The sequence below is a fragment of the Anaerolineales bacterium genome, from assembly GCA_003105035.1.
Classification (GTDB): domain Bacteria; phylum Chloroflexota; class Anaerolineae; order Anaerolineales; family UBA4823; genus FEB-25.
Window position 1 is genome coordinate 300,191 of the sequence record PQAL01000033.1, and the last position, 21,980, is coordinate 322,170.

The 21,980-nt window shown below is 51.3% G+C and carries 12 protein-coding genes and 2 tRNA genes; 5 read left to right on the forward strand and 9 right to left on the reverse strand.

Annotation, left to right across the window (positions count from 1 at the left end; genetic code table 11):
• The first annotated feature begins 411 nt into the window (after positions 1 to 411).
• A complete protein-coding gene (locus C3F13_14365; GenBank protein PWB51614.1) occupies positions 412 to 3,870 on the forward strand; it encodes a DUF3372 domain-containing protein in 3,459 nt (1,152 codons plus the stop codon).
• A 280-nt stretch (positions 3,871 to 4,150) separates the two neighbouring features.
• On the opposite strand, the gene C3F13_14370 is transcribed toward C3F13_14365, so the two are convergent.
• The 6 genes from C3F13_14370 to C3F13_14395 form a co-directional block, all read right to left on the reverse strand.
• Positions 4,151 to 5,392: a hypothetical protein gene (locus C3F13_14370; GenBank protein PWB51615.1), complete on the reverse strand. Its 1,242-nt coding sequence runs from the start codon at positions 5,390 to 5,392 to the stop codon at positions 4,151 to 4,153.
• A gap of 41 nt (positions 5,393 to 5,433) precedes the next feature.
• A complete protein-coding gene (locus C3F13_14375; protein PWB51616.1) occupies positions 5,434 to 6,579 on the reverse strand; it encodes a hypothetical protein in 1,146 nt (381 codons plus the stop codon).
• A gap of 410 nt (positions 6,580 to 6,989) precedes the next feature.
• Positions 6,990 to 8,153 (reverse strand): RNA helicase, encoded by a 1,164-nt coding sequence (locus C3F13_14380; protein ID PWB51659.1) that lies wholly within the window; start codon positions 8,151 to 8,153, stop codon positions 6,990 to 6,992.
• Positions 8,154 to 8,582: 429 nt separating this feature from the next.
• Positions 8,583 to 8,654 (reverse strand) — tRNA-Met (locus C3F13_14385).
• 56 nt (positions 8,655 to 8,710) lie between these two features.
• Positions 8,711 to 9,103 (reverse strand): hypothetical protein, encoded by a 393-nt coding sequence (locus tag C3F13_14390; protein PWB51617.1) that lies wholly within the window; start codon positions 9,101 to 9,103, stop codon positions 8,711 to 8,713.
• 79 nt (positions 9,104 to 9,182) lie between these two features.
• A tRNA-Leu gene (locus C3F13_14395) sits at positions 9,183 to 9,267 on the reverse strand.
• An 82-nt stretch (positions 9,268 to 9,349) separates the two neighbouring features.
• Between C3F13_14395 and C3F13_14400 the strand changes: the two genes are divergently transcribed.
• The 4 genes from C3F13_14400 (at position 9,350) to C3F13_14415 (ending at position 15,314) form a co-directional block, all read left to right on the forward strand.
• Entirely contained in the window at positions 9,350 to 11,722 is a 2,373-nt protein-coding gene (locus tag C3F13_14400; protein PWB51618.1) for a hypothetical protein, read from the forward strand.
• Positions 11,723 to 11,905: 183 nt separating this feature from the next.
• Positions 11,906 to 13,012, forward strand: a complete 1,107-nt coding sequence (locus C3F13_14405; GenBank protein ID PWB51619.1) for a hypothetical protein — start codon at positions 11,906 to 11,908, stop codon at positions 13,010 to 13,012.
• A 39-nt stretch (positions 13,013 to 13,051) separates the two neighbouring features.
• Positions 13,052 to 14,173: a hypothetical protein gene (locus C3F13_14410; protein ID PWB51620.1), complete on the forward strand. Its 1,122-nt coding sequence runs from the start codon at positions 13,052 to 13,054 to the stop codon at positions 14,171 to 14,173.
• Positions 14,174 to 14,441: 268 nt separating this feature from the next.
• Entirely contained in the window at positions 14,442 to 15,314 is an 873-nt protein-coding gene (locus tag C3F13_14415) for a hypothetical protein (protein PWB51621.1), read from the forward strand.
• Between the two features lie 122 nt (positions 15,315 to 15,436).
• Here the strand turns inward: C3F13_14415 and C3F13_14420 are convergent, their stop codons facing one another.
• The 3 genes from C3F13_14420 to C3F13_14430 all read right to left on the reverse strand — a co-directional run bounded on the left by C3F13_14420 (position 15,437) and on the right by C3F13_14430 (position 21,934).
• On the reverse strand, positions 15,437 to 18,652 hold the full coding sequence (locus C3F13_14420; GenBank protein ID PWB51622.1) for a DNA gyrase subunit A: 3,216 nt from the start codon (positions 18,650 to 18,652) through the stop codon (positions 15,437 to 15,439).
• 159 nt (positions 18,653 to 18,811) lie between these two features.
• Positions 18,812 to 20,539, reverse strand: coding sequence for an amidohydrolase (locus C3F13_14425; protein ID PWB51623.1), 1,728 nt, complete (start codon positions 20,537 to 20,539; stop codon positions 18,812 to 18,814).
• 18 nt (positions 20,540 to 20,557) lie between these two features.
• The gene (locus C3F13_14430; GenBank protein PWB51624.1) at positions 20,558 to 21,934 is read right to left on the reverse strand and encodes a tyrosine phenol-lyase; all 1,377 of its coding nucleotides are present in this window, start codon (positions 21,932 to 21,934) and stop codon (positions 20,558 to 20,560) included.
• Positions 21,935 to 21,980: the final 46 nt, after the last annotated feature.

Genomic DNA, 21,980 nt, shown 5'->3' on the forward strand with positions numbered 1-21,980 from the left:
ATTCGTAGATTTAATGAAATAGCTAACTTAATTCTGAAGAAACGAGCGTGTGCTCTTGCCTTGTGATGGAATGCTGTATTATTAATTAAAAGATAACTCCTGAAGAATATTTGTGTTTTTAAAAATCCGCCATTTCAGCGGATTTTTTAAAGCCTGCTTTCATTGAGCCAATAACCTGAGATATCGAAATCACTGATTGTTCTTTCCCACTCGAGCGATGGATGAACTATTTGTTGAAGCCATAAGAGGGGTGAAAATCAGCACCTGGACCAACCAGCAATATAAAATCGGTGATGTGCAGGAGATTGGCAGAGCGCAGTGTCAAAAATATCAGAGGTCATTGAAATCCCGATATAATAGCGATAACCATTGGCAACACGAATAAGTCAATTGCTGGCTGAGGAGTATGTAATGCATAGAAAAACCATATTTCACTGGGTCCTGTCCATCGGATTCATTATTGGCATGTTGGTTTCAACCGCAGGTACCCTGCCGGTGCTTGCTCAGGATAATGCCACGCCCGATACCGCTACCATCGCCGGTACCATGCAGTCGGAGCTGGGCTGCAGCGGTGATTGGATGCCCGGTTGTGAAGTGACCAACCTCACCTATGATGCAAATTCCGATGTGTGGAAAGGAATATTCAATGTTACGCCTGGGAACGACCAGGATAAAAATGGGCCGCGCTATAAGGTGGCATTGAACGGCACCTGGGATTGGAATTATGGCAAAAATGCCAGCCGGGGAGGGACGGATATCCCATTGGTGGTGGATGCGCCGATCGAGGTGAGCTTCTATTATGATAATAAAACCCACCTCGTCGCCGACGATTACAACATTCCCATCATTGTGGCGGTTGGTAATTTCCAAACTCAGCTGGGGTGCAGCCAGAATGATGATCTTAACTGCCTGCGCGCCTGGTTGGAAGACCCGGAGGGGGATGGAAGCTATGCCTTCGTGACAAAGTCCCTCAAAGCCGGGAACTACTCCGTTTCGTTGAGCATCAGTCAAAAGGCAGTCGCCAGCAATACTGAACCGCTGAGTTTCACCGTCGCTAAACATAATGATGAAATCTACTTTGGCTACGATATGGTTAAAAACGAGCTGGTTATCAGCACGACGGGTGCCCCCAAGGGCAGCCTGGCCAAGCAAAAAGCCGTGTGGGTCAACCAGGACACGGTGATGTGGAACGTGGTTGGTTCCCCGAAATATTCCTATGCCTTATACTATTCACCCGATGCATCGCTGCAGCTGACCTCAGATGGTATTTCAGGTGGGATCGAGATCCCCCTCACGTATAGTAAATCTGGTCCGGGAGGTGATGTATTCGAACTGCACCCCAACCTGGCAGGCTACTCTGCTTTTAAGATTGACAAAACGGATTTTGAAAAGATCCCTGCTGCGATAAGATCACAGCTGGCGGTGATTGTCAGGAGCGATGCGGGAAAGGTGGTTGATTCAACCGGCCTGCAAACTGCGGGAGTGCTGGACGCTTTATTCAAGTATGACGGTGCCTTAGGAGTGACTGTTGAAGATGGTGTTCCAACCCTGCGCGTATGGGCACCCGCGGCTATCTCGTTAGCGCTCAAGCTGTACGATTCTCCCACGGTGGCAGTCGGCAAGACCATCCCCATGAACCGGGATGAGAGCACTGGAGTGTGGAGCATCACCGGTGATAGCACCTGGATGAACCAGTATTACCTGTACCAGGTTGAGGTTTTCGTCCCTAAAACCGGGAAGATTGAAACCAACCTGGTTACCGACCCCTATTCCATCAGCTTATCCATGAACAGCCTGCGCAGCCAGATTGTGGACCTGGGTGATGCAGCACTCAAGCCCGATGGTTGGGATAAACTAACAAAGCCCAGCCTGGCGGCACCAGAAGACGGTGTGATCTACGAGCTGCACATCCGCGACTTCAGCATAAAAGACGAAACCGTGCCTGAGGACTTGCGCGGAACCTTCCTGGCTTTCACGGTGGAAGATTCATTGGGGATGCAACACCTGACCAGCCTGGCAGAAGCTGGTATGACCACCATACATCTGTTACCAGCCTTCGATATTGCTAGTGTAGATGAGGACAAATCCAAATGGTCAAGCGTGGATGCAGCCCTCCTCGGCACTTATCCTCCCGATTCAGATCAGCAGGCCCAGGCTGTGGCCCTGATCAAGGGGACCGATGGTTTCAATTGGGGCTACGACCCCTATCACTACACCACACCGGAGGGCAGCTATGCCACCAACCCGGAAGGCTCAGGGCGTATCCTGGAATTCCGCCAGATGGTGCAGGCTCTCAATAAGGTTAATCTGCGGGTGGTCATGGATGTGGTCTACAACCACACCTCCCAAAGCGGGCAGGATCCAAAATCGGTGCTGGACAAGCTTGTCCCGGGATATTATTACCGGCTGGATGCTGACGGGAATGTGACGACCAGTACGTGTTGCCAGAATACCGCTACCGAAAATGCCATGATGGAGAAGCTGATGGTCGATTCAGTGCTCACCTGGGCCAGGGACTACAAGGTGGATGGCTTTCGCTTCGACCTGATGGGGCATCACATGCTGCGTAACATGCAGGCAGTAAGAACCGCTCTAGATAGCCTGACGCTGGAAAAGGATGGCGTGGATGGTAAATCAATTTATATCTATGGCGAAGGTTGGGATTTTGGGGAGGTAGCTAATAATGCCCGGGGAGTAAATGCCACCCAATTGAATATCGCTGGGACGGGCATCGGGGTGTTCAATGACCGTCTACGCGATGGCACGCGCGGTGGGAACCCGTTCGAGGATCCACGCCTGCAAGGTTTCAGCACCGGGTTGTTCCTCGATCCGAACGAGGCAGAAGTGCTTACTCCCGAACAGCAGCTGTCAAAATTATTGGATTACACTGATTGGATCAGGATCGGCATGGCTGGCAACTTGCAAGATTTTCAGATCCTACGCTCTGATGGCACACAGGTGGCAGGCAGCCAGGTGCTGTATGGTGGAAAACCAGCCGGGTATACCCTCGATCCACAGGAGAATGTGATCTACGTCTCAGCGCATGACAATGAAACGATCTTTGATGCGGTGCAGGCGAAAAGTGCTGCGAGTGTTAGCCTGGCAGATCGTATCCGTGAAAACCTACTGGCACTCAGCATCCCCATGCTAAGCCAGGGAGTGCCGTTCTTCCACGCTGGTGATGACATCCTGCGCTCGAAATCGCTTGACCGTAATTCATACGACTCGGGTGACTGGTACAACGCCATCGACTGGAGTTATGCCAGCAACAACTGGGGTGTCGGTTTACCCATCGAAGGCTCCAGCTATTATGAGATCTTCAAGCCTCTGTTGGCCAACCCCGCATTAAAACCTCAGAGCACGGACCTTGAGTTTGCCTCCATGATATTCAACGAATTCCTGCAGATTCGTAAGGGCTCGGCACTCTTCCGCCTACAGACTGGCGATCAGATCAAGCGCATGCTAACCTTCCTGAATAATGGCTCGCAGGCCATGCCTGGATTGATCGTGATGCATCTGGAAGATATTGACAAACTCGATCCCAACTTTAGTGATGTGCTGGTTTTGGTCAATGCCAACCCCCAGGCGATCCAATTCAATGATCCATCGCTGGTGGGAAAGGCTTACACGCTGCACCCCATTCAGCAAAAATCAGTCGATTCAAAGGTTAAGGAAGCCACCTTTGATACTGTCAGTGGAATAATCAGCATCCCTGCGATTACCACGGCAGTGTTCGTGGTGGAGCAGAAGGGGTTGCAGTTGAGCGGGCCCGCCGCTCTGGCAGTGGGAACCGTGCTGATCCTGATGATTGCAGGCGTTGTATTCCTGGTGGTGCGAAAGGTATTACCAGGGAGGAAGCCTAACCGATAATTTTCACACCGATCATTTTGATATCACTGTATGGGAATATACAGGATATTCGAAGAAAGTCCGTCCGAGAATCCGACGGATTTTCTTCGTATATGGATATCGATTTACGCCAGGAAGCACAGTCCCTTGGCTGTCTCTAGCTATAGGAATGACCTAAATTTTTTCTTTCTGCTTTATCGGTATCTGCTGTGTGATCATCGACATGTACCTTTTCATGTTGCCTGACACTCCAACACCACTCAATGCAGGTTATTCATAAGACCAACTTTCCTGGTTTCTTCTATTCACCCGAATAGAAACCCCAGGCCAGGTCTGGAAACTGCGAGATAAAGTCTTCAGAGAAGTATTCCTTATATTCTTCTATACCTTGTAGATAATAACCGAAATAAGCGACTGCAAAATGCTTTAACTGGGCAGCTTGGGGTGGATCAAAAACCATCATATGGGTTTTATCGATGAAAGAGATCATTGATTTTTCAGCGGCTCCCAAATTTTCGAAGATAAATTTGGTTTCAACCTGGTAGGGGATGTATTCGTCGTTCGTCGGGGCAATCAACGACACCGGCCTGTCTGCTGCAGCCAAACCTTGTTCCCCATATAACCAGGCGCCATCCGGCGCCATAGGCAATACAGCACGGATGCGTTCGTCGGTGACAGGCTGCCACAGGCCATCGCTACTCGCAGTGATTTCTTCACCCACATGCTGAGTAAATTCATCCCAGTTATCTGCCAGGCTACATGTCATCGCCAGATAGCGATCGGTACCCATTGCAGGTTCAATGAGCGGAGGATTTGCACAGTGTGCCAGGTAATATACCGGATCGATACGCACCCCGCTGAGGACAAGCGAGAAGAAGCCATCCCAGGAATAACCTGTAACACCGGTATGGTCTGTATCGATCACGCCCACTAATCCTTCAGGCTGATTGGTAGCAATTTGGTCCAACGCAAAGAGCATATCGAGAGGGTGATCGATGACGCCAAAATCCCAATTGCTTCCGTAATCCATATCAGGGAAGCGGATGATTGCTGTCACGAAACCATATGAAGCGAGGTGGGCTATGAATAATTTATCACCAGAATTTGGTCCGGTAAGGATCAATGGATAGGGAGCACCACTCATGTCCGCCTTGGCATTGTGGCGAATTGTTCGGCCATCGGCATCTTTTTCCTCTAAAGCGGGGTACCAGATCGTGACGGTAACTTCTCTCCCACCACGAGCTTGATCGACAAGTTTAATTTCACGGTTGCCGGTGTAATATGGTCCAGGTTCCGATAGGGGGAAGCTGGCTGATAATGGCATGTCTTGGGGTGTTTCAGCCTTAATCGGTGCACTGGTAGGGGTTGCTATTTGCGGTTCCTGTGTATCGGTTGGTGGAGTTTCTCGATGAACTACATCTGTCGGATTAATTAAAGTCGAGGTTGCGGTGGGTAAGGAATCGGTGCTGGTGGTACAGGCTGTCAGCACTAATGCCAGGCAAAGGATGCTGGCTGATAATGTTACAAATCGCTTTTTGTTCATCGTTGCCTCCCATTTGCTTTATTGGTTGATTACGGAAATGATCAATGATATCGACTTGTAGACTCTTGACATCCACAGCTCTGTCGAATCACTAAATTGGTGGGCAATACTGCATGGTGTACGGAAGGTTTCTTCCCAACTATCAGGTCTTTGAGCATTTTCATAGCTCTCAATCCCATGAGATATGCTGGGGCAGATACAGTGGTTAATGCTGGGCTGACCATCTCTGCGAGGGGGATGTCATTGAAGCCAACAATAGCAATATCCTTCGGGACATGCAGACCAGCTTGTTGAAGGGTGCGCATAGCGCCGGACGCTAACAGGTCAGAAATCGCAAAGATCGCTGTAGGTGGTGGCTTATTTGCCAGCAACATGCGCGCACCTTCAGAGCCAGCGGATGTATCGAATCCATGGATGAGGGCGATTAAATCAGGGCTGCCAGAGATTCCCCATTCATGCAGTGCGCGATGATACCCCTGATTGACCGGAGTTACATTTTTCAGGTCTATTGCATAGGTAATCAGCCCTACCCGGCGATGGCCATGTTCAAGTAGGTGGCGAGTGGCTAGGTAGCCGGCATTTTCCAGGTCAAATGTAACCGAATACCTGGATCCGCCAAGCCAATCAGCGACGACAAGCGGCAGACTATTGGTTTGACTTTCTCTAATCGATGGATTATGCTCGCTGAATGGGCTGTCATCCTGTGAGGCTAACAAAATGCCATCCACGTTTTTTGCTACCAGCTGTGCATAAGAACGTTGCACCTCGTCAGGATCATCATGAGAAACGCATATGAACAGCATGGTGAAGCTTTTTTTTGCGACTGACTCGATCCCCTGAAGGAATGGATGATAGAACGGGTTGGTTAGGGAGGGGATGATTACACCTACAGTATGGCTGGACAAGGTATTAGCAATTTTTTCGAGGTGCTCGGCATTGTAGGGGAGGACTTTGGTTGCCATTCCCTGGCGAATTTCAACCAATCCGCTGGCTTCCATCTTATGATAAGCGCTGCGTACGGTATGGAGGTTAATCCCCAGGCGGTTGGCGGCTTGGCGAGCCGAAGGAAGGTGCTCGCCTGGTTGTATCTGCCCACTGGCAATCAACCAGATCAGCTGCTCTTTAAGCTGGAGCACCAGAGGTGTATCTAAAGAAGGGTTGAGATGAATTTTAGCAAGGATATCCATGTGAGTGACGGATACGCATAAATAGTTATACTGTTATATTACAATATAAGAGTTGGCAAGTCAAGTATCAGTGAGGCAGCAATTCATTAGTGCTTACAGCGAGGCTCTTCCTCGCTTTTATGCGATATGCCGCCAAATATTATTCGTGTCAGCGACGGGGACCAGGGATATTAAAAAGAAAGACGCCTGGTTAGGCGCCTTTCTCAGGTAGCAGGGCTTGGATTCCAGTGCTTCATGCAGGAACATCCAGGTTTTGAGCGAGATACCCTTTTCCGCAAGTTCTGACCTTCAATCCCGCCTTTTTGAGCCAGCCCGACGAAGAGTGGTTTCTGAAGGCTTGAGTGGGAGAGAATGGTTGATTGAGGTGGTTTTCAAATGACCATCAATATTCGTCAGCCTATTGAGGATAATCAGTTGTGAATGCGTGCTGCTGGAGCAACCCTAGGGATTGTCTGTATGGCTTCAAAACCAGCTAATTTTCGCCTCTCCACGGCACGCCCCAATAAGCGCTCAATCGTTTTTACCATCGGCAGGTCATCCTGTGTAACAAGGGTGAGGGCAGTTCCTTGCCGGGCCATACGTCCGGTTCGGCCGATGCGATGGGTATAAGCATCGAGCGTATCGGGCATATCAAAGTTAATTACATGTGAGATTTGCGTTACATCGATCCCGCGTGCTGCAATATCTGTGGCAACCAATATCTTGATCCTTCCGGAACGGAAACTGTCCATCGCTTGCTGCCGCCGGTTTTGAGATAGATTTCCTTGCAGCGAGGTGGCTGGTAGACCTGCCTTGACGATCTGCTCGGCCAGCTTTTTTGCGCGGTGTTTCGTCCGGGTAAAGACCAACACCTGACCACTGCCCGACTTACGCAGCAAAGCCAGCAGCAGCTCTGTTTTATTGGTCTGATCCACTGAGTACATCGCGTGTCCAATCGTCTCTACCGGGCGGGTGACTCCCAGATCAACCTTCACCGGATGGTCCAATAGCTCATCTGCTAATGAGCGGATTTCAGTCGGCATAGTGGCTGAGAACAATAAAGTTTGGCGTTGTTTGGGTAAGGCGGAAAGGATCCGGCGAATATCGGGTAAAAATCCCATATCGAACATCCGGTCGGCTTCATCAATGACCAGGATCTCAACTCGGCTAAGGTTGACCACATTCTGGCCCATCAGGTCCAGCAAACGACCGGGGCATGCGACCACAATTTCCGTCCCTGCCCGTAACCCCTTGATCTGGGGTTGGTTGCTGACGCCGCCATATATGGTCATACTATGAAAACCGGTCTGGCGTCCCAGCATCGCAATGGTGGTGTGGGTCTGTTCAGCTAGCTCGCGGGTGGGAGAAAGGATGAGCACACGCAGCTTTCCCCGCGGTCCGCTAAGTAATTGCTGCAACATGGGCAAGACAAAAGCGGCGGTCTTCCCCGTTCCCGTCTGGGCTAAGCCCAATACATCACGACCCTCCAGGATAGGAGGTATGGTATGAAGTTGAATAGGTGTAGGTGTGGAATAACCAGCACTGGAAATTCCCGCATTGATCTGCGGGTGAAAAGCAAATGAAGAAAAGTTCACAAAAAGGTCCTTTTTGGCGTAGTTTGAGCCAAGGCGAACCTTAGCCCGTCCGTGTCCATTACGGATATATTTTATCCATTTCAGGAGGGAACGTGGGATTATACCACAAAAAAATATAAAAACACCGAGACTCAGACTTTGCATACAGGAAGTGATCTTACCAATATCTCACCTTTGGACCAAATAAAAAAAACCATAGCCCGACGAGCTATGGTTTGAGATGAGTAGCGGTGTTTCGGTCAAAAATCGCCCTCCAGATTCCAGTGCTGTGCTGCAAGGACCTCAAATAAAAATCCGTCTAGTGGATAGACGGATTTCGTTGATGAGTAGCGGTGTTTCGGTCAAAAATCGCCCTCTAGATTCCAGTGCTGTGCTGCAAGGGCCTCAAATAAAAATCCGTCTAGTGGTTAGACGGATTTCTTTGATGAGTAGCGGGGCTTGGATTCGAACCAAGGACCTTCGGGTTATGAGCCCGACGAGCTGCCACTGCTCCACCCCGCATCATTTATCTGCCCTTCTCAGAGCGGGCGGAATTATAGCACGCCCCCTGCATGACGTCAAGGAGACTTATCTGTCTGATCCACAAATAAGGAGAGCCACACCTGCCAGTTCTGGATCACCTGCGGAGTAACCACAGGCGTAGGGGTAGGCTCAGGAGTATAACCAGGCTGTTGGATGGGTACGACGACAATATCCCCTTCCTTACCGAGATGGCCGTAGTTGTAAGCCCAATAATATACTGCAGCTTCAGAGGTGGCATAGGCCACCTGGGTTTTCAAGGCTTGCTGTGTATCCACCAGGCTGGTCACGCGCGCGCTCACGCTTTCTTTTTCAGCGGTAAGGCGGCGAAGCTCAGCCATGCGGCTGTTAAAATCGGTCACCAGTAGGATTAAAACAACGAATCCACCAAGGATCAAAATGGGTTTCAATCCTTTTCGGGGAATTTTCATAGCTCCATCTTACTCCAGCCAAAGACTTCGCGCAAGGGAAATAAAAAACCCTGCCAAAATGATGCAGGGAGTGTGCCAGTGCCGAAGGAGGGATTTGAACCCTCACGAGCGTGATGCCCACTACGCCCTGAACGTAGCGCGTCTGCCAATTCCGCCACTTCGGCAATAAAACAAGAACCAGGGGTGAAGCGAATTTTACCTGGATTTTTTGTTTTGTCAACCTCGAGTAGCATGCTATAATCTTTAATGGTCAAGAACATGGCTCCATTATTTGAGCAAGCCATCCTGCTGCTTTCGGCACCCACCGGAAACCTGGTATATGCACTGATCCTGGGATTTTGTGTATTTACTGCCCTGATCGCCTTCCTGTACGCCACAGGAAACCAGTCTTCTCCCACCAGCAAACGCATGCAGTTTGGTCTCGTCATGCTGTTTGCGATCCAGTTGGTATTGGGGATCTCTGTCTTGTTGGGCTGGTTGGGGGTGATTGACGAGCATAATTTCCTGCCACCCATCGACCGTATGCTAGCCTTGCTAAGCTTATTGCTGATCATCTGGTTGTGGGTCTTTCCCGATCCCCATCCAAGGGAGGATTGGCTAGCCACACTGATTGGTGCGATCTTGGTTGTGTTTGGTCTGGGTAGCCTGTTCTTATGGATATACCTGGGTCCGCAGGGGAGTTATAATTCCACACTTTATGCAACACTGGCCAATGTTATTGGATCCGCCCTGCTAATTGCTGGCATCATTCTGCTAGCATTCCGCCGGCCAGCTTATTGGAGTTTCGGTATCCTGATGCTGGTAATTTTACTGGCCGGATATAGTTACCAGATAATCTTTGGAGATGTAGAAGCAGATTATGGCTGGTATATCCACCTGGGTCAGATACTAGCATATATCGTGTTGTTGGCATTGCCCCAACGCCTGGTGGACTTAAGGCCAGTCAGCAAGGCCAAACCTGAATTACGTGTCTCTCAGGCTGGAGCAATCTTGATCAGCCCCGCGCTGATCCAATCACTTACGAGCTTACTGACCGAGACCTCGCCTCAGGAGTATTACCAGGAAATTACCAGGCTGGTCGCATACTCCATGGATGCCGATTATTGCTTGCTGATGCTTCCTCCCAAAAGCGGTGATCAGATTATTGTGCCTGTTGGGTATAACCGGCTGGAGGATAAATTAATCGAGGGGCTTTCTAGCGAGGGGCAGGTCATCCCGACCATCGTAGAAGCAGTCCGCAATGGAAAAACGCTGCTGCTTTTCCGCGAAAAAGAGCCTGAGCTAAAGGTTCTATCACACGGGTTTGGTCTACAACAGGTTGACCAGCTCTTAACCATCCCGTTTCAGCCCAAGGGTACCAATGCCGTTTTGGGATTGGCTATCCTTTCCGGTTCGGCTGGTCGAAAATGGAATAACGAGGATGCTGATCGAATGATTGCGATTGCCCAGGAATACTTATCCCTGGCAGGGCAATATACGAAGGGCGTGGGGTTACAGTCTGATCAAACGGAATTGTTACTGAAGCTGAAGAAAGCCGAAGCATATGCTGACCAGGTTCGCCTGGAGTATGCGCAGTTGAAGGCCAAGTACGATTCGGTCAATGCAAGTGGGGCCGTCGCGGTACCCCTGGCTGTGGAAATGGCTGCATTGGCGGAAAATCAGAAAAACCTGCAGGAAACCATCGCTGAACTGGAAAAGCGCAATCGTGCGCTGGAAACCAGCCTGACTACAAGTAGGCCATCGGTGGAGGAGGTTGAGCAGCTCAGGCAAGAGCTACGCTCGGCACTGGTTGACCTGGCACGTATTCCAACCACGCTTTCTAAATCTGACCAGAAGATGCTGGAAATGCAGCTGTCTGCTGTGAAGCGACTCGATGACATGCAACCAGTGGAGTTGATCAGCTCGATTGCCCAGGAATTCCGGCAGCCGTTGTCTTCGATTATTGGCTATACCGACTTGCTGCTGGGTGAATCAGTGGGTTTACTGGGTGCCGTGCAGCGCAAATTTGTCGAAAGGGTGAAAGCCTCTGCAGAGCGTCTGAATATCCTGTTAAATGAAATTGTGCAGGTGATTTCTATTGATGGTGGAAAAGTCGATCAGACCCAGGTTAGCGTGGACCTGAAGAAAGTAGTCGAGGAAGCTGTCAGCAATGTCGCGGCACAGATCAGTGAGAAAAGTATCAACCTGCGCGTTGAGCTCCCTGATGACCCACCAGCCGTTCTGGTTAATCAAGATGCACTCATCCAGATCCTGGAAAATCTGATCGAAAATGCCTGTTTGGTCACGCCAGCGGGAGGCCTGATCAGGCTGCTGGCCAGGGAAGAAGCCCCGGAAAACATGGGGAGGTATATGCATATCTCTGTGACCGACCAGGGGGGAGGCATCGAAAAATCAGATATTTCCAGGGTTTTCATGCGTCGCTATAAAATGGAGAACCCACACATCCAGGGCATCGGTGATATTGGTGTTGGGCTTTCAATCGTAAAATCACTGGTTGAGTTGAATAAAGGCCGTGTGTGGGTGGATAGCTCTGAAGGGGTAGGGTCAACCTTCAGTGTGCTATTGCCCCTGACTGTAAACCAATCTGCAACAGGAAATCTTTCCACCTCTTCCGGGTAATACTTTAAATTCACTGGAAACCTTTTTCGAGATGGCACCGTTAAAAGGTAGTTAGCGGCTATCCCCAGTATTTCAATTGTAAAAATGATCGCCCGGCATGAAAATTGCAACTATTACTGGGAATTCGGATAGCGATCGCATGGACTACATCAAGACACACCAACAAACACTTCGGGCATTCAAATGAAAAAAGCTGGTTTCTTAATCATTGTCATGCTCCTGCTGACAGCCGGAATTTGCACCTTACCCGGGAAGTTGGCTGTCCCGAGTGCTAGCCTGATTGGGCGTAACGATTATGCACTGGTCGCGCCGATCAGCATAAGCCCGACTCCTACCCCGTTTCAACCCATCCCCCCGACCCAGGTGATCATCCCGACTTCGATTGCACCGGAGCCAACTGCAACTGCAGCCCCACCCACACCTCTGCCAGAAATCAGATTTATCTCAGATGAAGGGCGTAGCTGGGCAGATTATCCCGGCCCGAGTGTCTGGCCTGATATTGACATCCCTGCTCCAGCGGGTCTGTTTTCCCATCCCGAAGGACAGGTGAATATCCTCTTGTTGGGCTCAGATCAGAGGCCAAATGATGAAGGATTCCGGACCGATACCATCCAGCTGCTTACCATAAACCCCCAAGGTGCTACAGTCAAGCTGACTGCTTTTCCACGTGACCTATATGTCTACATCCCAGGCTACACTGTTCAACGGATCAATACCGCCATGGGTTGGGGCGGATTCGATGCCCTGGCCGATACGATGGAGTATAACTTTGGAGTTCGACCCGACTACTATGTACTGGTCAACCTTTGGTCATTCAAAGATTTTATCGATTCCATCGGAGGCATCCGCATCAATATTGGCCGTGACCTGTGCGACCAGCGCGATGCGTTTGGCTGGTATTGCGTGTCTGCAAGTGAAATGTGGATGGATGGCGAATCGACGTTGTGGTATGTTCGCAGCCGCTACACAACTAGCGACCTTGATCGCGGCAGGCGGCAGCAAGAAGTGCTAGATGCGATTTTTGACCAGCTGATGAAAATGGATTGGCTATCACAAGCCCCAGAGATATACGAAACATATAAAGATAGCATAAATACCAATATGACTTTCGATGAAATTTCCAGCTTATTCCCCATCGCCTACCGTGTGGCAGATACCCATGGTGTTGATGGCCGGACGATCGGCTCAGGAATGGTTTCCAGCTGGACGAATACCTATGGGGCAATGGTGTTGGTACCCTTGCGGGACCTGGTGTTGGATACGATGCGCCAGGTGATCAGTGAGCCGTAAAAGCATTGGATCAAGTTACTGGTATGAGGTGTGCGGATAATGGTTCTTGAAGGTAAAGGTTTTTTCACCTGGAAAATCCCTAACTGTGAGAACGGAGACGCTGTCCGCATCGCCACCCGTGCCAGAGAAGCGGGGTTATCGCACCTGCTCGTAAAAATCGCCGATGGCCCAACAGTCTATAACGGTAATTGGGGGGATCCCAAGGATTACACCACCCCGGTGGTTAAAGCTTTGCGCGAGAAAGGGATCGATGTGTGGGGTTGGCACTATATCTACGGCGACAACCCGCTCGGAGAAGCCAACGTGGCCATCACGCGTATCCGCCAGTATGACCTGGATGGCTATGTGATTGATGTTGAGAAAGAATACAAAGCCAGCGGCAAAAAAACTTCTGCTAGGCAGTTTATGGATCGGATACGGTCTGCTCTACCCAACCTGACCATCGCCCTCAGTTCATACCGCTATCCTTCCCTGCATCCTCAGGTTCCCTGGACCGAATTCCTGGAGCACTGCGACCTTAACATGCCCCAGGTATACTGGATGAAAGCCCATAATCCAGGCGACCAGCTGGCAAAATGCGTGCGTGAATTTCAGGAAAAAACCCCTGTTCGACCGATCGTCCCTACAGGTGCCGCCTTTCGAGAGTCCGGCTGGAAACCGACCGATACCGAAGTGCTAGAATTCTGCCGCAAGGCGAGGGAGCTAAATCTGAATGCGGTAAATTTCTGGGAATGGTCGGATGCACGCTCTGGGAACCTGCCTGGCGTGTGGGAGACCATCCAGGAATACAAGTGGAGACAGAAAGACGAGCCCAAGGATATCTGCGAGAACCTGATCGATGCGATGAATGCTCACGATATCGATAAAATCCTGGGACTGTACAGCCTGCCGGCCATCCATATCAATTCCATTCGCACCACGGCAGGGTTTGAGAATTTACGAGCCTGGTATCAGCGACTGTTCAACGAGCTCCTGCCAGAAAGCAAATTTATCCTGAGCAGCTATTCAGGGAAGGGTAGCGCCCGCCATATGACCTGGGCTGCTTCTTCCACCAAAGGGATTGTCCGCAACGGAAATGACACATTAGGCTTAGTTAAGGGTAAAATCAGTTACCACTATTCTTTCTTCTATGTCACACCCTTAAATGCCATTCCTGGATAAAGCCTTACTCAAATTTATCTGTGCAATTCTCGTTCTGAGTGGTGGCGTCAGTATATGCGGCTTGCCTGTCTCTGCACCTCCATCTGCCACCCCGACAAGCACATCTAGCCAAACGAGTACGTCGACCATCACGCCGACCTATACCCTAACCCCTACTCGTACAGTCACATCCAGCCCGAGTGCCACTGCCACGCGCACCAGCACCCCTACACTAACACCAACCCTGGCTCCCCTGGCTGGTTTTTCATCGCGTGTTTTACGAGAAGGTGTGCAGCCTGAATCGTACATCGATGACCAGTGTTTCTACCTGAAAATGCGCTGGTCGGGGGAGGGGAGTGCCCCAGGTACTGTAGTGGTGCCGATCATGTTCCACAGCATAGCCCAAGATGGCACCCAGCTGGCGGATCCTAACAAGGACATCACCGGGGAGCAGTTCCTTTACTTTGTTGATTATGCCCGATACCTGGGATTTGAGACCATCACTACCCAGCAATTACTGGACTTCCTGACGCAGAATGCCCCCATACCCAGGCGCTCGATGATGCTAATCGTGGATGACCGTCGCCCAGGGATGATCAACGAATGGCTGATGCCGATCCTAGAGCAATATCAATGGACTGCCACCCCGGCATACATTGCTGACCCAAACAGTATGCAGTGGGCGTGGGACCTGATGGATCAGCTGAACGCAACAGGTAAGCTGGATGTGCAATCGCATGGCTATACGGGCCAACTGTATATCTTGCCAGAGACACCCCTGCAAGAGATCCAAAACGAGATCTGGAATTCCACCCCTGTGCTGGAGCAGCATTTTGGGAAGCGACCTATCGCTTTTATCTGGCCGGGAGGAAATTTTACCCCCCTCAGCGCTGAAGTAGCTCGAGAGGGAGGTTATGAGTTGGGATTTTCCGCATATTCACGTGGTCCATTATTGTTCAACTGGATACCCCTGGGAGCGGAAGAACGGGCCGTCACCGACCCGCTCATGGTGCTACCCCGGGCATGGAGCAGTGCAGCCAACATTAACCTGGATGAAGCAGTTAAGATCAGTGAGCAAGCCACGGCCTTCGCTGAGGAATACTTTAGCACTGAAGCTGACTGGTTTGCAACCTACTGTGGGGGCGAGCTGACCAGGCCGTAAAATCATTTATCATTGAAGTTTTCAACTATCAACACGGTCTTATCGAATATCAAGATTAGAGACCATAATCATCAAAAACGCCAGCCTGGAAGACTGGCGTTTTTCACATGTTGATTTGTAAACTAAGGTTTTGGCTTCCGTTTTGACTGTGGGTTCTTTTTCGTAAGCGGTTTCCAGCCGGGTGGGAGCACGATATTGGGGATCACAACATCCGTTGATTTCACTGTGAAACTGGATTTTCGAGGTTTCGAGGCTTTAGTTGCTTTACCACCAGTCTTTTTGATCGGCTTGGATTTTTGAGCCGTGGATTTCTGCGGTTTTTTCCCGGCAGCTGCTGGAGGAGTGGATTTCGTTTTAACGGTTGCTTCCTTCTTTACTGACTTTGTTTTTGTGGTGGCTTTTGTTTTTGTGTCCCCAACCGCGACTTTCACCTTGGCCTGTGATTGAGACCCGGTTTTCACCTTTGATGGGCTGGTTTTGGTTTCAGGTATACCTTCTTCCTTCAACAAGGATTTTTTTACAGGTTTCGCTTTCTTGCCCGTGGCTACCGTTGGAGTCGTTTTTATGCCACGCGGCTTCGGAGGGGCTTTTGCTTGCGCAGGTGGTTTCACCTGGGTTGGTTTTGACTGACTGGAAAGGTTGGCTTTCGCCTTCACAGGTTCAGGTTTGGGTTTAGGTACAGGGGCTGCCTTGGCCTGTTTTATCTTTGCCGGTGATGGTTTTCCGTCGCTGGTCTTCGCAGTGATTGATCTGCCTTTCTTCACCGCCGCTGCAGCAAGAGCAGTTTTGACTGCAGGTCCGGCCATCCCAAAGGATAGCTGTTCAACTTCAGGCTGATCCTGCCCTTCAATTTCTTCAGGTACTTGAATTTCCTTATCTCCAACGGCTTTCTCGCCCGCAACCGGGCGTGGCACGGCCCAGGGAATGCTCAAGCCGAGCACCTGGTAACCGGCTTTCAAGTCAAGCACCGCCTTGCCTGATGCAGACCGCGTTTGCAGGGGAGCTTCGTCAAGGCGCATGGCTTTTGGGGCAAGTTTATCAATGAGCACAGTAATACGCGTGGTAGGCCTACCGAGTGCTACACCCACCAGCTGGGAGGTGCGCGGCAGTTTCCAGGCGATTACGCCCTGGCCATAGCGCCCCTGGAGGGGGAATTGCCCGATTTCAACCCGTTTGGCTTTGCCGTCGGAGGTGATGAGCAAGACCTCGCCCCGGCGTGGGAATAATTCCATACCAATGACCAGATCGCGCACCCCAAGTTTGATCCCGTTTACACCTGCAGCCACCAGGCCCATCGGGCGAACATCATTTTCGTGGAAACGAATCGCCATGCCATCTGCGGTGGCCAGCAGGATCTCCGATTGCCCATCGGTCAAGCGCACCCAACCCAACCGATCCTCATCATTCACCTTGACCAGAGTGAAGCTGTGACCAGTTGGCCCAGGCAGCTCTTCCAACGGTGTTTTCTTAAGCATTCCTTGTTGGGTTGCGGTGAAAACAAACCAGCCTTCCAGGCGTTCATCCTTGGGTGGGAGGGTAAATAATGCGGCCAGATTATCGCTATCCGACAGGGCTGACACCTTGTGTTTGGGAGATCCATCCTGGGGGTTGGGTGCTTCGGGAAGGGTCTGGACGGGAATACCTGCAGCTTCCCCTTTTTCAGAAACGAGAAACAGGGTATCACGGGTATTCACCTGCAGCAAGAAACGTGGTGCCAGGTTACCGCTGATACGCGGCGGTTTATCATCCAGTGTCCGGGAGATCAGTCCATCAATCGTGGCTGAAACCCACACGGTTTGCTCAGGCAGCAAGTCGGTGGCGGTGAGCACAGGCAGGACCGATTTCGCACTTGCGCCTAGGCGGGTGATCTGTGTCCGGCGACGGTCACCATAAGCTTCCTTCACCTGCTGAAGCTCGCTAGCGACAACCTGGCGCATCTTGAGCGGAGATTTCAGGAGCGTCTCCAGGTCTTTAATCTGTGCAAGGAGCTCCTTATACTCGTCCTCGATCTTCTTTCGCTCAAGCGCCGCCAGGCGGCGTAGTTGCATATCCAAAATTGCCTGAGCCTGGATATCCGACAGGCGATAGCGCTTCATCAGCCTGTCACGGGCGACATCGGCATCAGGGGCTTTCTTGATCAGGTCGATGATCTCATCCAGATGTTTCAACGCCACGCGCAGCCCTTCCAGGATGTGCAGGCGGGCGCGTGCTCTTGCAAGCTCATATTCGGTGCGCCGGCGGATGACCACCAAACGGTGATCCAAATAGTGTCGCAAGGCTTGCTTGAGGGATAACATGCGCGGTTCACCTTCTACCAGGGCGAGCATGATGATACCGAAGGTAGACCGCATGGCGGTGCGTTTATATAAGTCCTGCAACACCTTTTCAGGCTCAGCTGTGCGGGTGAGCTCGATGACGATCCGCAAGCCATGGCGATCAGACTCATCCCGCAAGTCTGCGATACCCTCCAGGTTGCCATCCCGGGCCAGCTGAGCGATGTGCTCGATAAGGGATGACTTGTTGGTCATGTAAGGGAGCTCAGTCACGATGATGCGGCTACGACCGCGCGTGATCTCCTCGATATGGCAGCGGGATTGCACTGTCACCCTGCCCCGGCCGGTGCCATAGGCGGCGGTCAAGTCGTCTTCGTGGGTATCCTGGACGATCACACCACCGGTTGGGAAGTCGGGACCCTGGATAAACTTCATCAGGTCCTCGATATTAACATCATCCAGTCGTTCCCAATTTCCCAGCATATACACCAGCGCACCGACCACCTCAGCCAGGTTGTGAGGGGGGATATTGGTAGACATTCCCACTGCAATACCCGTAGCGCCATTCACCAGCAGATTCGGTAGGGCCGAGGGAAGGACATCGGGCTCCTGAAGTGAGCCATCGAAGTTATCCGAAAAATCTACGGTTTCCTTGCGGATATCCGCCAGCATCTCCATGGCCGAGGCGGTAAGGCGGGCTTCGGTATAACGCATGGCAGCCGGGGGGTCACCATCCACGCTGCCGAAGTTGCCCTGCCCCTCCACCAGCAAGCAACGCATGGAAAAATCCTGAGCCATACGAGCCATCGATTCATATACAGCCATATCACCGTGCGGGTGATACTTGCCGAGTACTTCACCGACAATCCGGGCAGATTTCTTGTAGGCTGTATCGGGGCGCAGGCCCATATCGAACATGGCGTACAGGATGCGCCGGTGCACTGGCTTGAGACCATCGCGAGCATCCGGCAGAGCGCGTGCCACAATGACGCTCATGGCGTAATCCAGGTAGGCCTGCTGCATGGTTTGATCAATATCGATTGAACGGACGAGGCCGACTTCCATATGAACTCCGGGGAAAACCTAAATTTCGCAATACGATCGGAATAATTTGCAAAGGTATATTAAGGGTAAACGAAAGAAACGTCAAGCCATATTCGTGCTGGTAGAAAATGCAGCCAGGCATTGCCTGGCTGCATGGTGACCGAGAAGAATACGTCTCTCTTATTCGGAATAATCTTCGCTACGGTATACTTCATTTCCTTCAAAGAAGGTCAACAAGACGGAAGTATTGTGGATCTGGGACGGATCGATCTGCAAGATATTCTGATCGAGAACGATGAAATCAGCTTTCTTACCCACTTCAAGCGAGCCGATCTGGTTTTCCATGAAGGCAGAATAAGCCCCATTGATGGTAAAGCTGGTGATCATCTGCTCCACGGTAACCTTCTCTGACGGCACGAGCGCCTGATCGAAGCTAGGATCAACATAAGCTTCGCTTCCTTCCGGTACTGTGCGGGTCACGCCCATTTCGATAGCATCCATCGGGTTAGGTGGGACGGTAACCGGGTAGTCACTGGCTGAAGCAACGGTAGCGCCCACATCAAAGAAGCTCTTCATGGGATACTGCTGGTCTGCCAGCTCCTGGCCCACGTATTCAACCGCCTGGGTGTAGTAGGTATCAATAACAAACCAGTACGGTTGGGGAACTGGAATAGCTTTTAATTTTGCGAAACGGGTAATATCGGCAGGATTGACCAGCTGGACATGCGTGACCATATTGCGAGAGTCACGCGCCCCGTTCTGCTGCTGGGCATACGCGAAACCATCCAAGGTGATGCGGGTGGCAGCATTGCCGATCGAGTGGACATGGATCTGGATGCCAGCCTTGTCGAGAGCAGCGCACATCTCGTTATATTTTTGTGGATCCCAGAGCAACTCGCCCTGGTTAGAGGGATCGTACACGTAAGGCTCTTCCATATAAGCTGTCCCGCCTTCCAACACCCCGTCCATAAAGATCTTGGCAGCAGGGATCCAGAAGTTGCCCCCCTTTTCCTGCGCTTGTAGAGCGAGAAGCTCAGTGATGCGAGACAGGTCATCGTCGGGATTGACCACGACGGCGGTTGGGAAGCGAATCGCCATCTCTCCGGACGCCTCAAAATCATGCAAAGCCTTAAGCTCGCCCTCGGAGGCACTGGGGATGTAGACGGTGGTCATCCCCAAAGAATGGGCCATCTCCTGGAAGTAGCGCAGCCCTTCTAGCAGCTGGTCATTGCTGTAGGGGGGAATCACATCAGCAACCAGATCCGCCGCTGATTCACGCAAAGTGCCGGAAGGGTTTCCATCCGCATCGCGTTCGATGATCCCGCCTTCGGGGTCCGGGGTCTCCTTGGTGACGCCAGCCAGCTCGAGCGCTTTTGAATTCACCCATACGCTGTGGTAATCTTCGGAGTAGAGGACAGCAGGGATATCGGCGACTGCGACATCCAGCTCGGCTGCAGTAGGCCCAGATGGGCCAAACACGGCATTGATCCAGCCACCGCCCTGCACACCTTGCAAGTCGGTTTTACCAGACGTAAAATCCGTGAGAGCCTGCTGGTATTCTTCGACACTGCCTATCCCGTACAGCCAGACCTCATAGAGCTCAGAAACCGCAGATGGGACATGGGCGTGGCTGTCGATCAAGCCAGGAAGGACCAACTTGCCTTGCAGGTCAATCACGCGGGTAATTTCGGCGATATAGTTTTCGACACCTTTGTCATCACCGATATAGACAATACTATCCCCCTTGATCGCCATCGCCTGTGCGACAGTCCGATCCTTGTCCACGGTATAGATCGTGGCATTCTTGATCACCAGATCAGCTTCAACTTTCGGGGTAGCGGGCTGACAGGCGGACAACATGACCAGAACGGTACTGCATAAGACCAGAAACACTCTATTTGCTTTCATGGCATTCTCCTTTTATAACTAAATGGTTTCAAATCTGGCAGTAAAATGACGTAGCAGCTCTGGGGCATAAATGAACTTGTAGCCTGGAACGAATTCTTTTCTCCTGGATATCTTGGCGAGAATTTCCACCACGTAATCTAAGTGAGCCTGGGTATACACCCTGCGGGGGATAGCAAGCCTGACCATCTCAAGTGCTGGATGTTTCATAACCCCTGTGACGGGATCAGGGTGAGCAAACATGACGCTACCAATTTCGCTGGTGCGAATGCCTCCCTGGCGATACAGCTCAATCGATAAAGCCTGACCCGGGAAATGGGCAGGTGGAATGTGGGCCAAAAAATGTCCAGCATCCACATACACTGCGTGCCCACCGGGAGGCTCAATGATAGGGATACCTGGCTGCTTCAGGCTAGCTGCCAGATAAGCAGTCTGCCCAAGCCGGTATGCCAGGTAGTTTTCGTCTAATCCCTCGCGCAAACCGGTAGCGATGGCATCCAGATCACGCCCCGCCAGACCGCCGTAAGTTGGGAAGCCCTCGCGGACGATCAGCTCATTGCATAAGCGCCTGAAGAGGTCTTCATCGTTAACGCACAGGAATCCACCGATATTCACGATGGCATCCTTCTTGGCGCTCATCGTGCAGCCATCGGCTAACGAAAATATCTCCCGGGCGATTTCCAAGGTAGTCTTATCAGCATAACCGGGTTCCCGCAGCTTGATGAAGTAGGCATTCTCGGCGAAACGGCAGGCATCGATAAAAAAGGGGATATTATATTGATGATACGTCTCCGAAACCTGGTGTAAATTTTCCATTGAAACTGGCTGCCCACCACCAGCATTATTGGTGATGGTGACCATGCCGAAGGGGATGTTCTCTGGCCCGGTTTGTTGTATGAATTGCTCCAATTTATGAATGTCCATATTACCTTTGAATGGCAGTATGGCAACAGGGTCATTGGCTTCATCGATGATCAGGTTGACCGGGTAGCCTCCGCGGGCGCTGATATTGGCAAAGGTGGTGTCAAAGTGCATATTGGATGGGATAGAGCGCCCTTTGTTCACCAGCACGCTACACAGGATATTTTCAGCGGCGCGACCTTGATGGGTGGGGACGAAGAAACGAAATCCAAAGATGTCCTGGATAGCCTCCTTCAAGCGGAAGTATGAGCGCGCCCCGGCATACGATTCATCTCCGCTGAGCATCGCAGACCATTGCTCCTGGCTCATGGCACCCGTACCTGAGTCAGTCAGCAAGTCTATATAAATATCTTCAGCGTGCAGGTTAAAGACGTTATACCCTGCTTGCTGCAGGGCGAGCTCGCGTGCAGGTTGATCGATTAAGCGGATTGGTTCGATCATCTTGATCCGGAACGGTTCGGGGGGATAGATTGGCATATGCACCTCCTGGGATTCATCAAGTTTAGCATGAAAGCCGATTTAC

Coding starts and splice junctions, on each gene's coding strand:
- C3F13_14370 (PWB51615.1), bottom strand. CDS start 5,392: ATGAACAAAAAGCGATTTGTAACATTATCAGCCAGCATCCTTTGCCTG.
- C3F13_14420 (PWB51622.1), bottom strand. CDS start 18,652: ATGGAAGTCGGCCTCGTCCGTTCAATCGATATTGATCAAACCATGCAG.
- C3F13_14410 (PWB51620.1), top strand. CDS start 13,052: ATGGTTCTTGAAGGTAAAGGTTTTTTCACCTGGAAAATCCCTAACTGT.
- C3F13_14430 (PWB51624.1), bottom strand. CDS start 21,934: ATGCCAATCTATCCCCCCGAACCGTTCCGGATCAAGATGATCGAACCA.
- C3F13_14390 (PWB51617.1), bottom strand. CDS start 9,103: ATGAAAATTCCCCGAAAAGGATTGAAACCCATTTTGATCCTTGGTGGA.
- C3F13_14400 (PWB51618.1), top strand. CDS start 9,350: ATGGTCAAGAACATGGCTCCATTATTTGAGCAAGCCATCCTGCTGCTT.
- C3F13_14405 (PWB51619.1), top strand. CDS start 11,906: ATGAAAAAAGCTGGTTTCTTAATCATTGTCATGCTCCTGCTGACAGCC.
- C3F13_14375 (PWB51616.1), bottom strand. CDS start 6,579: ATGGATATCCTTGCTAAAATTCATCTCAACCCTTCTTTAGATACACCT.
- C3F13_14425 (PWB51623.1), bottom strand. CDS start 20,539: ATGAAAGCAAATAGAGTGTTTCTGGTCTTATGCAGTACCGTTCTGGTC.
- C3F13_14365 (PWB51614.1), top strand. CDS start 412: ATGCATAGAAAAACCATATTTCACTGGGTCCTGTCCATCGGATTCATT.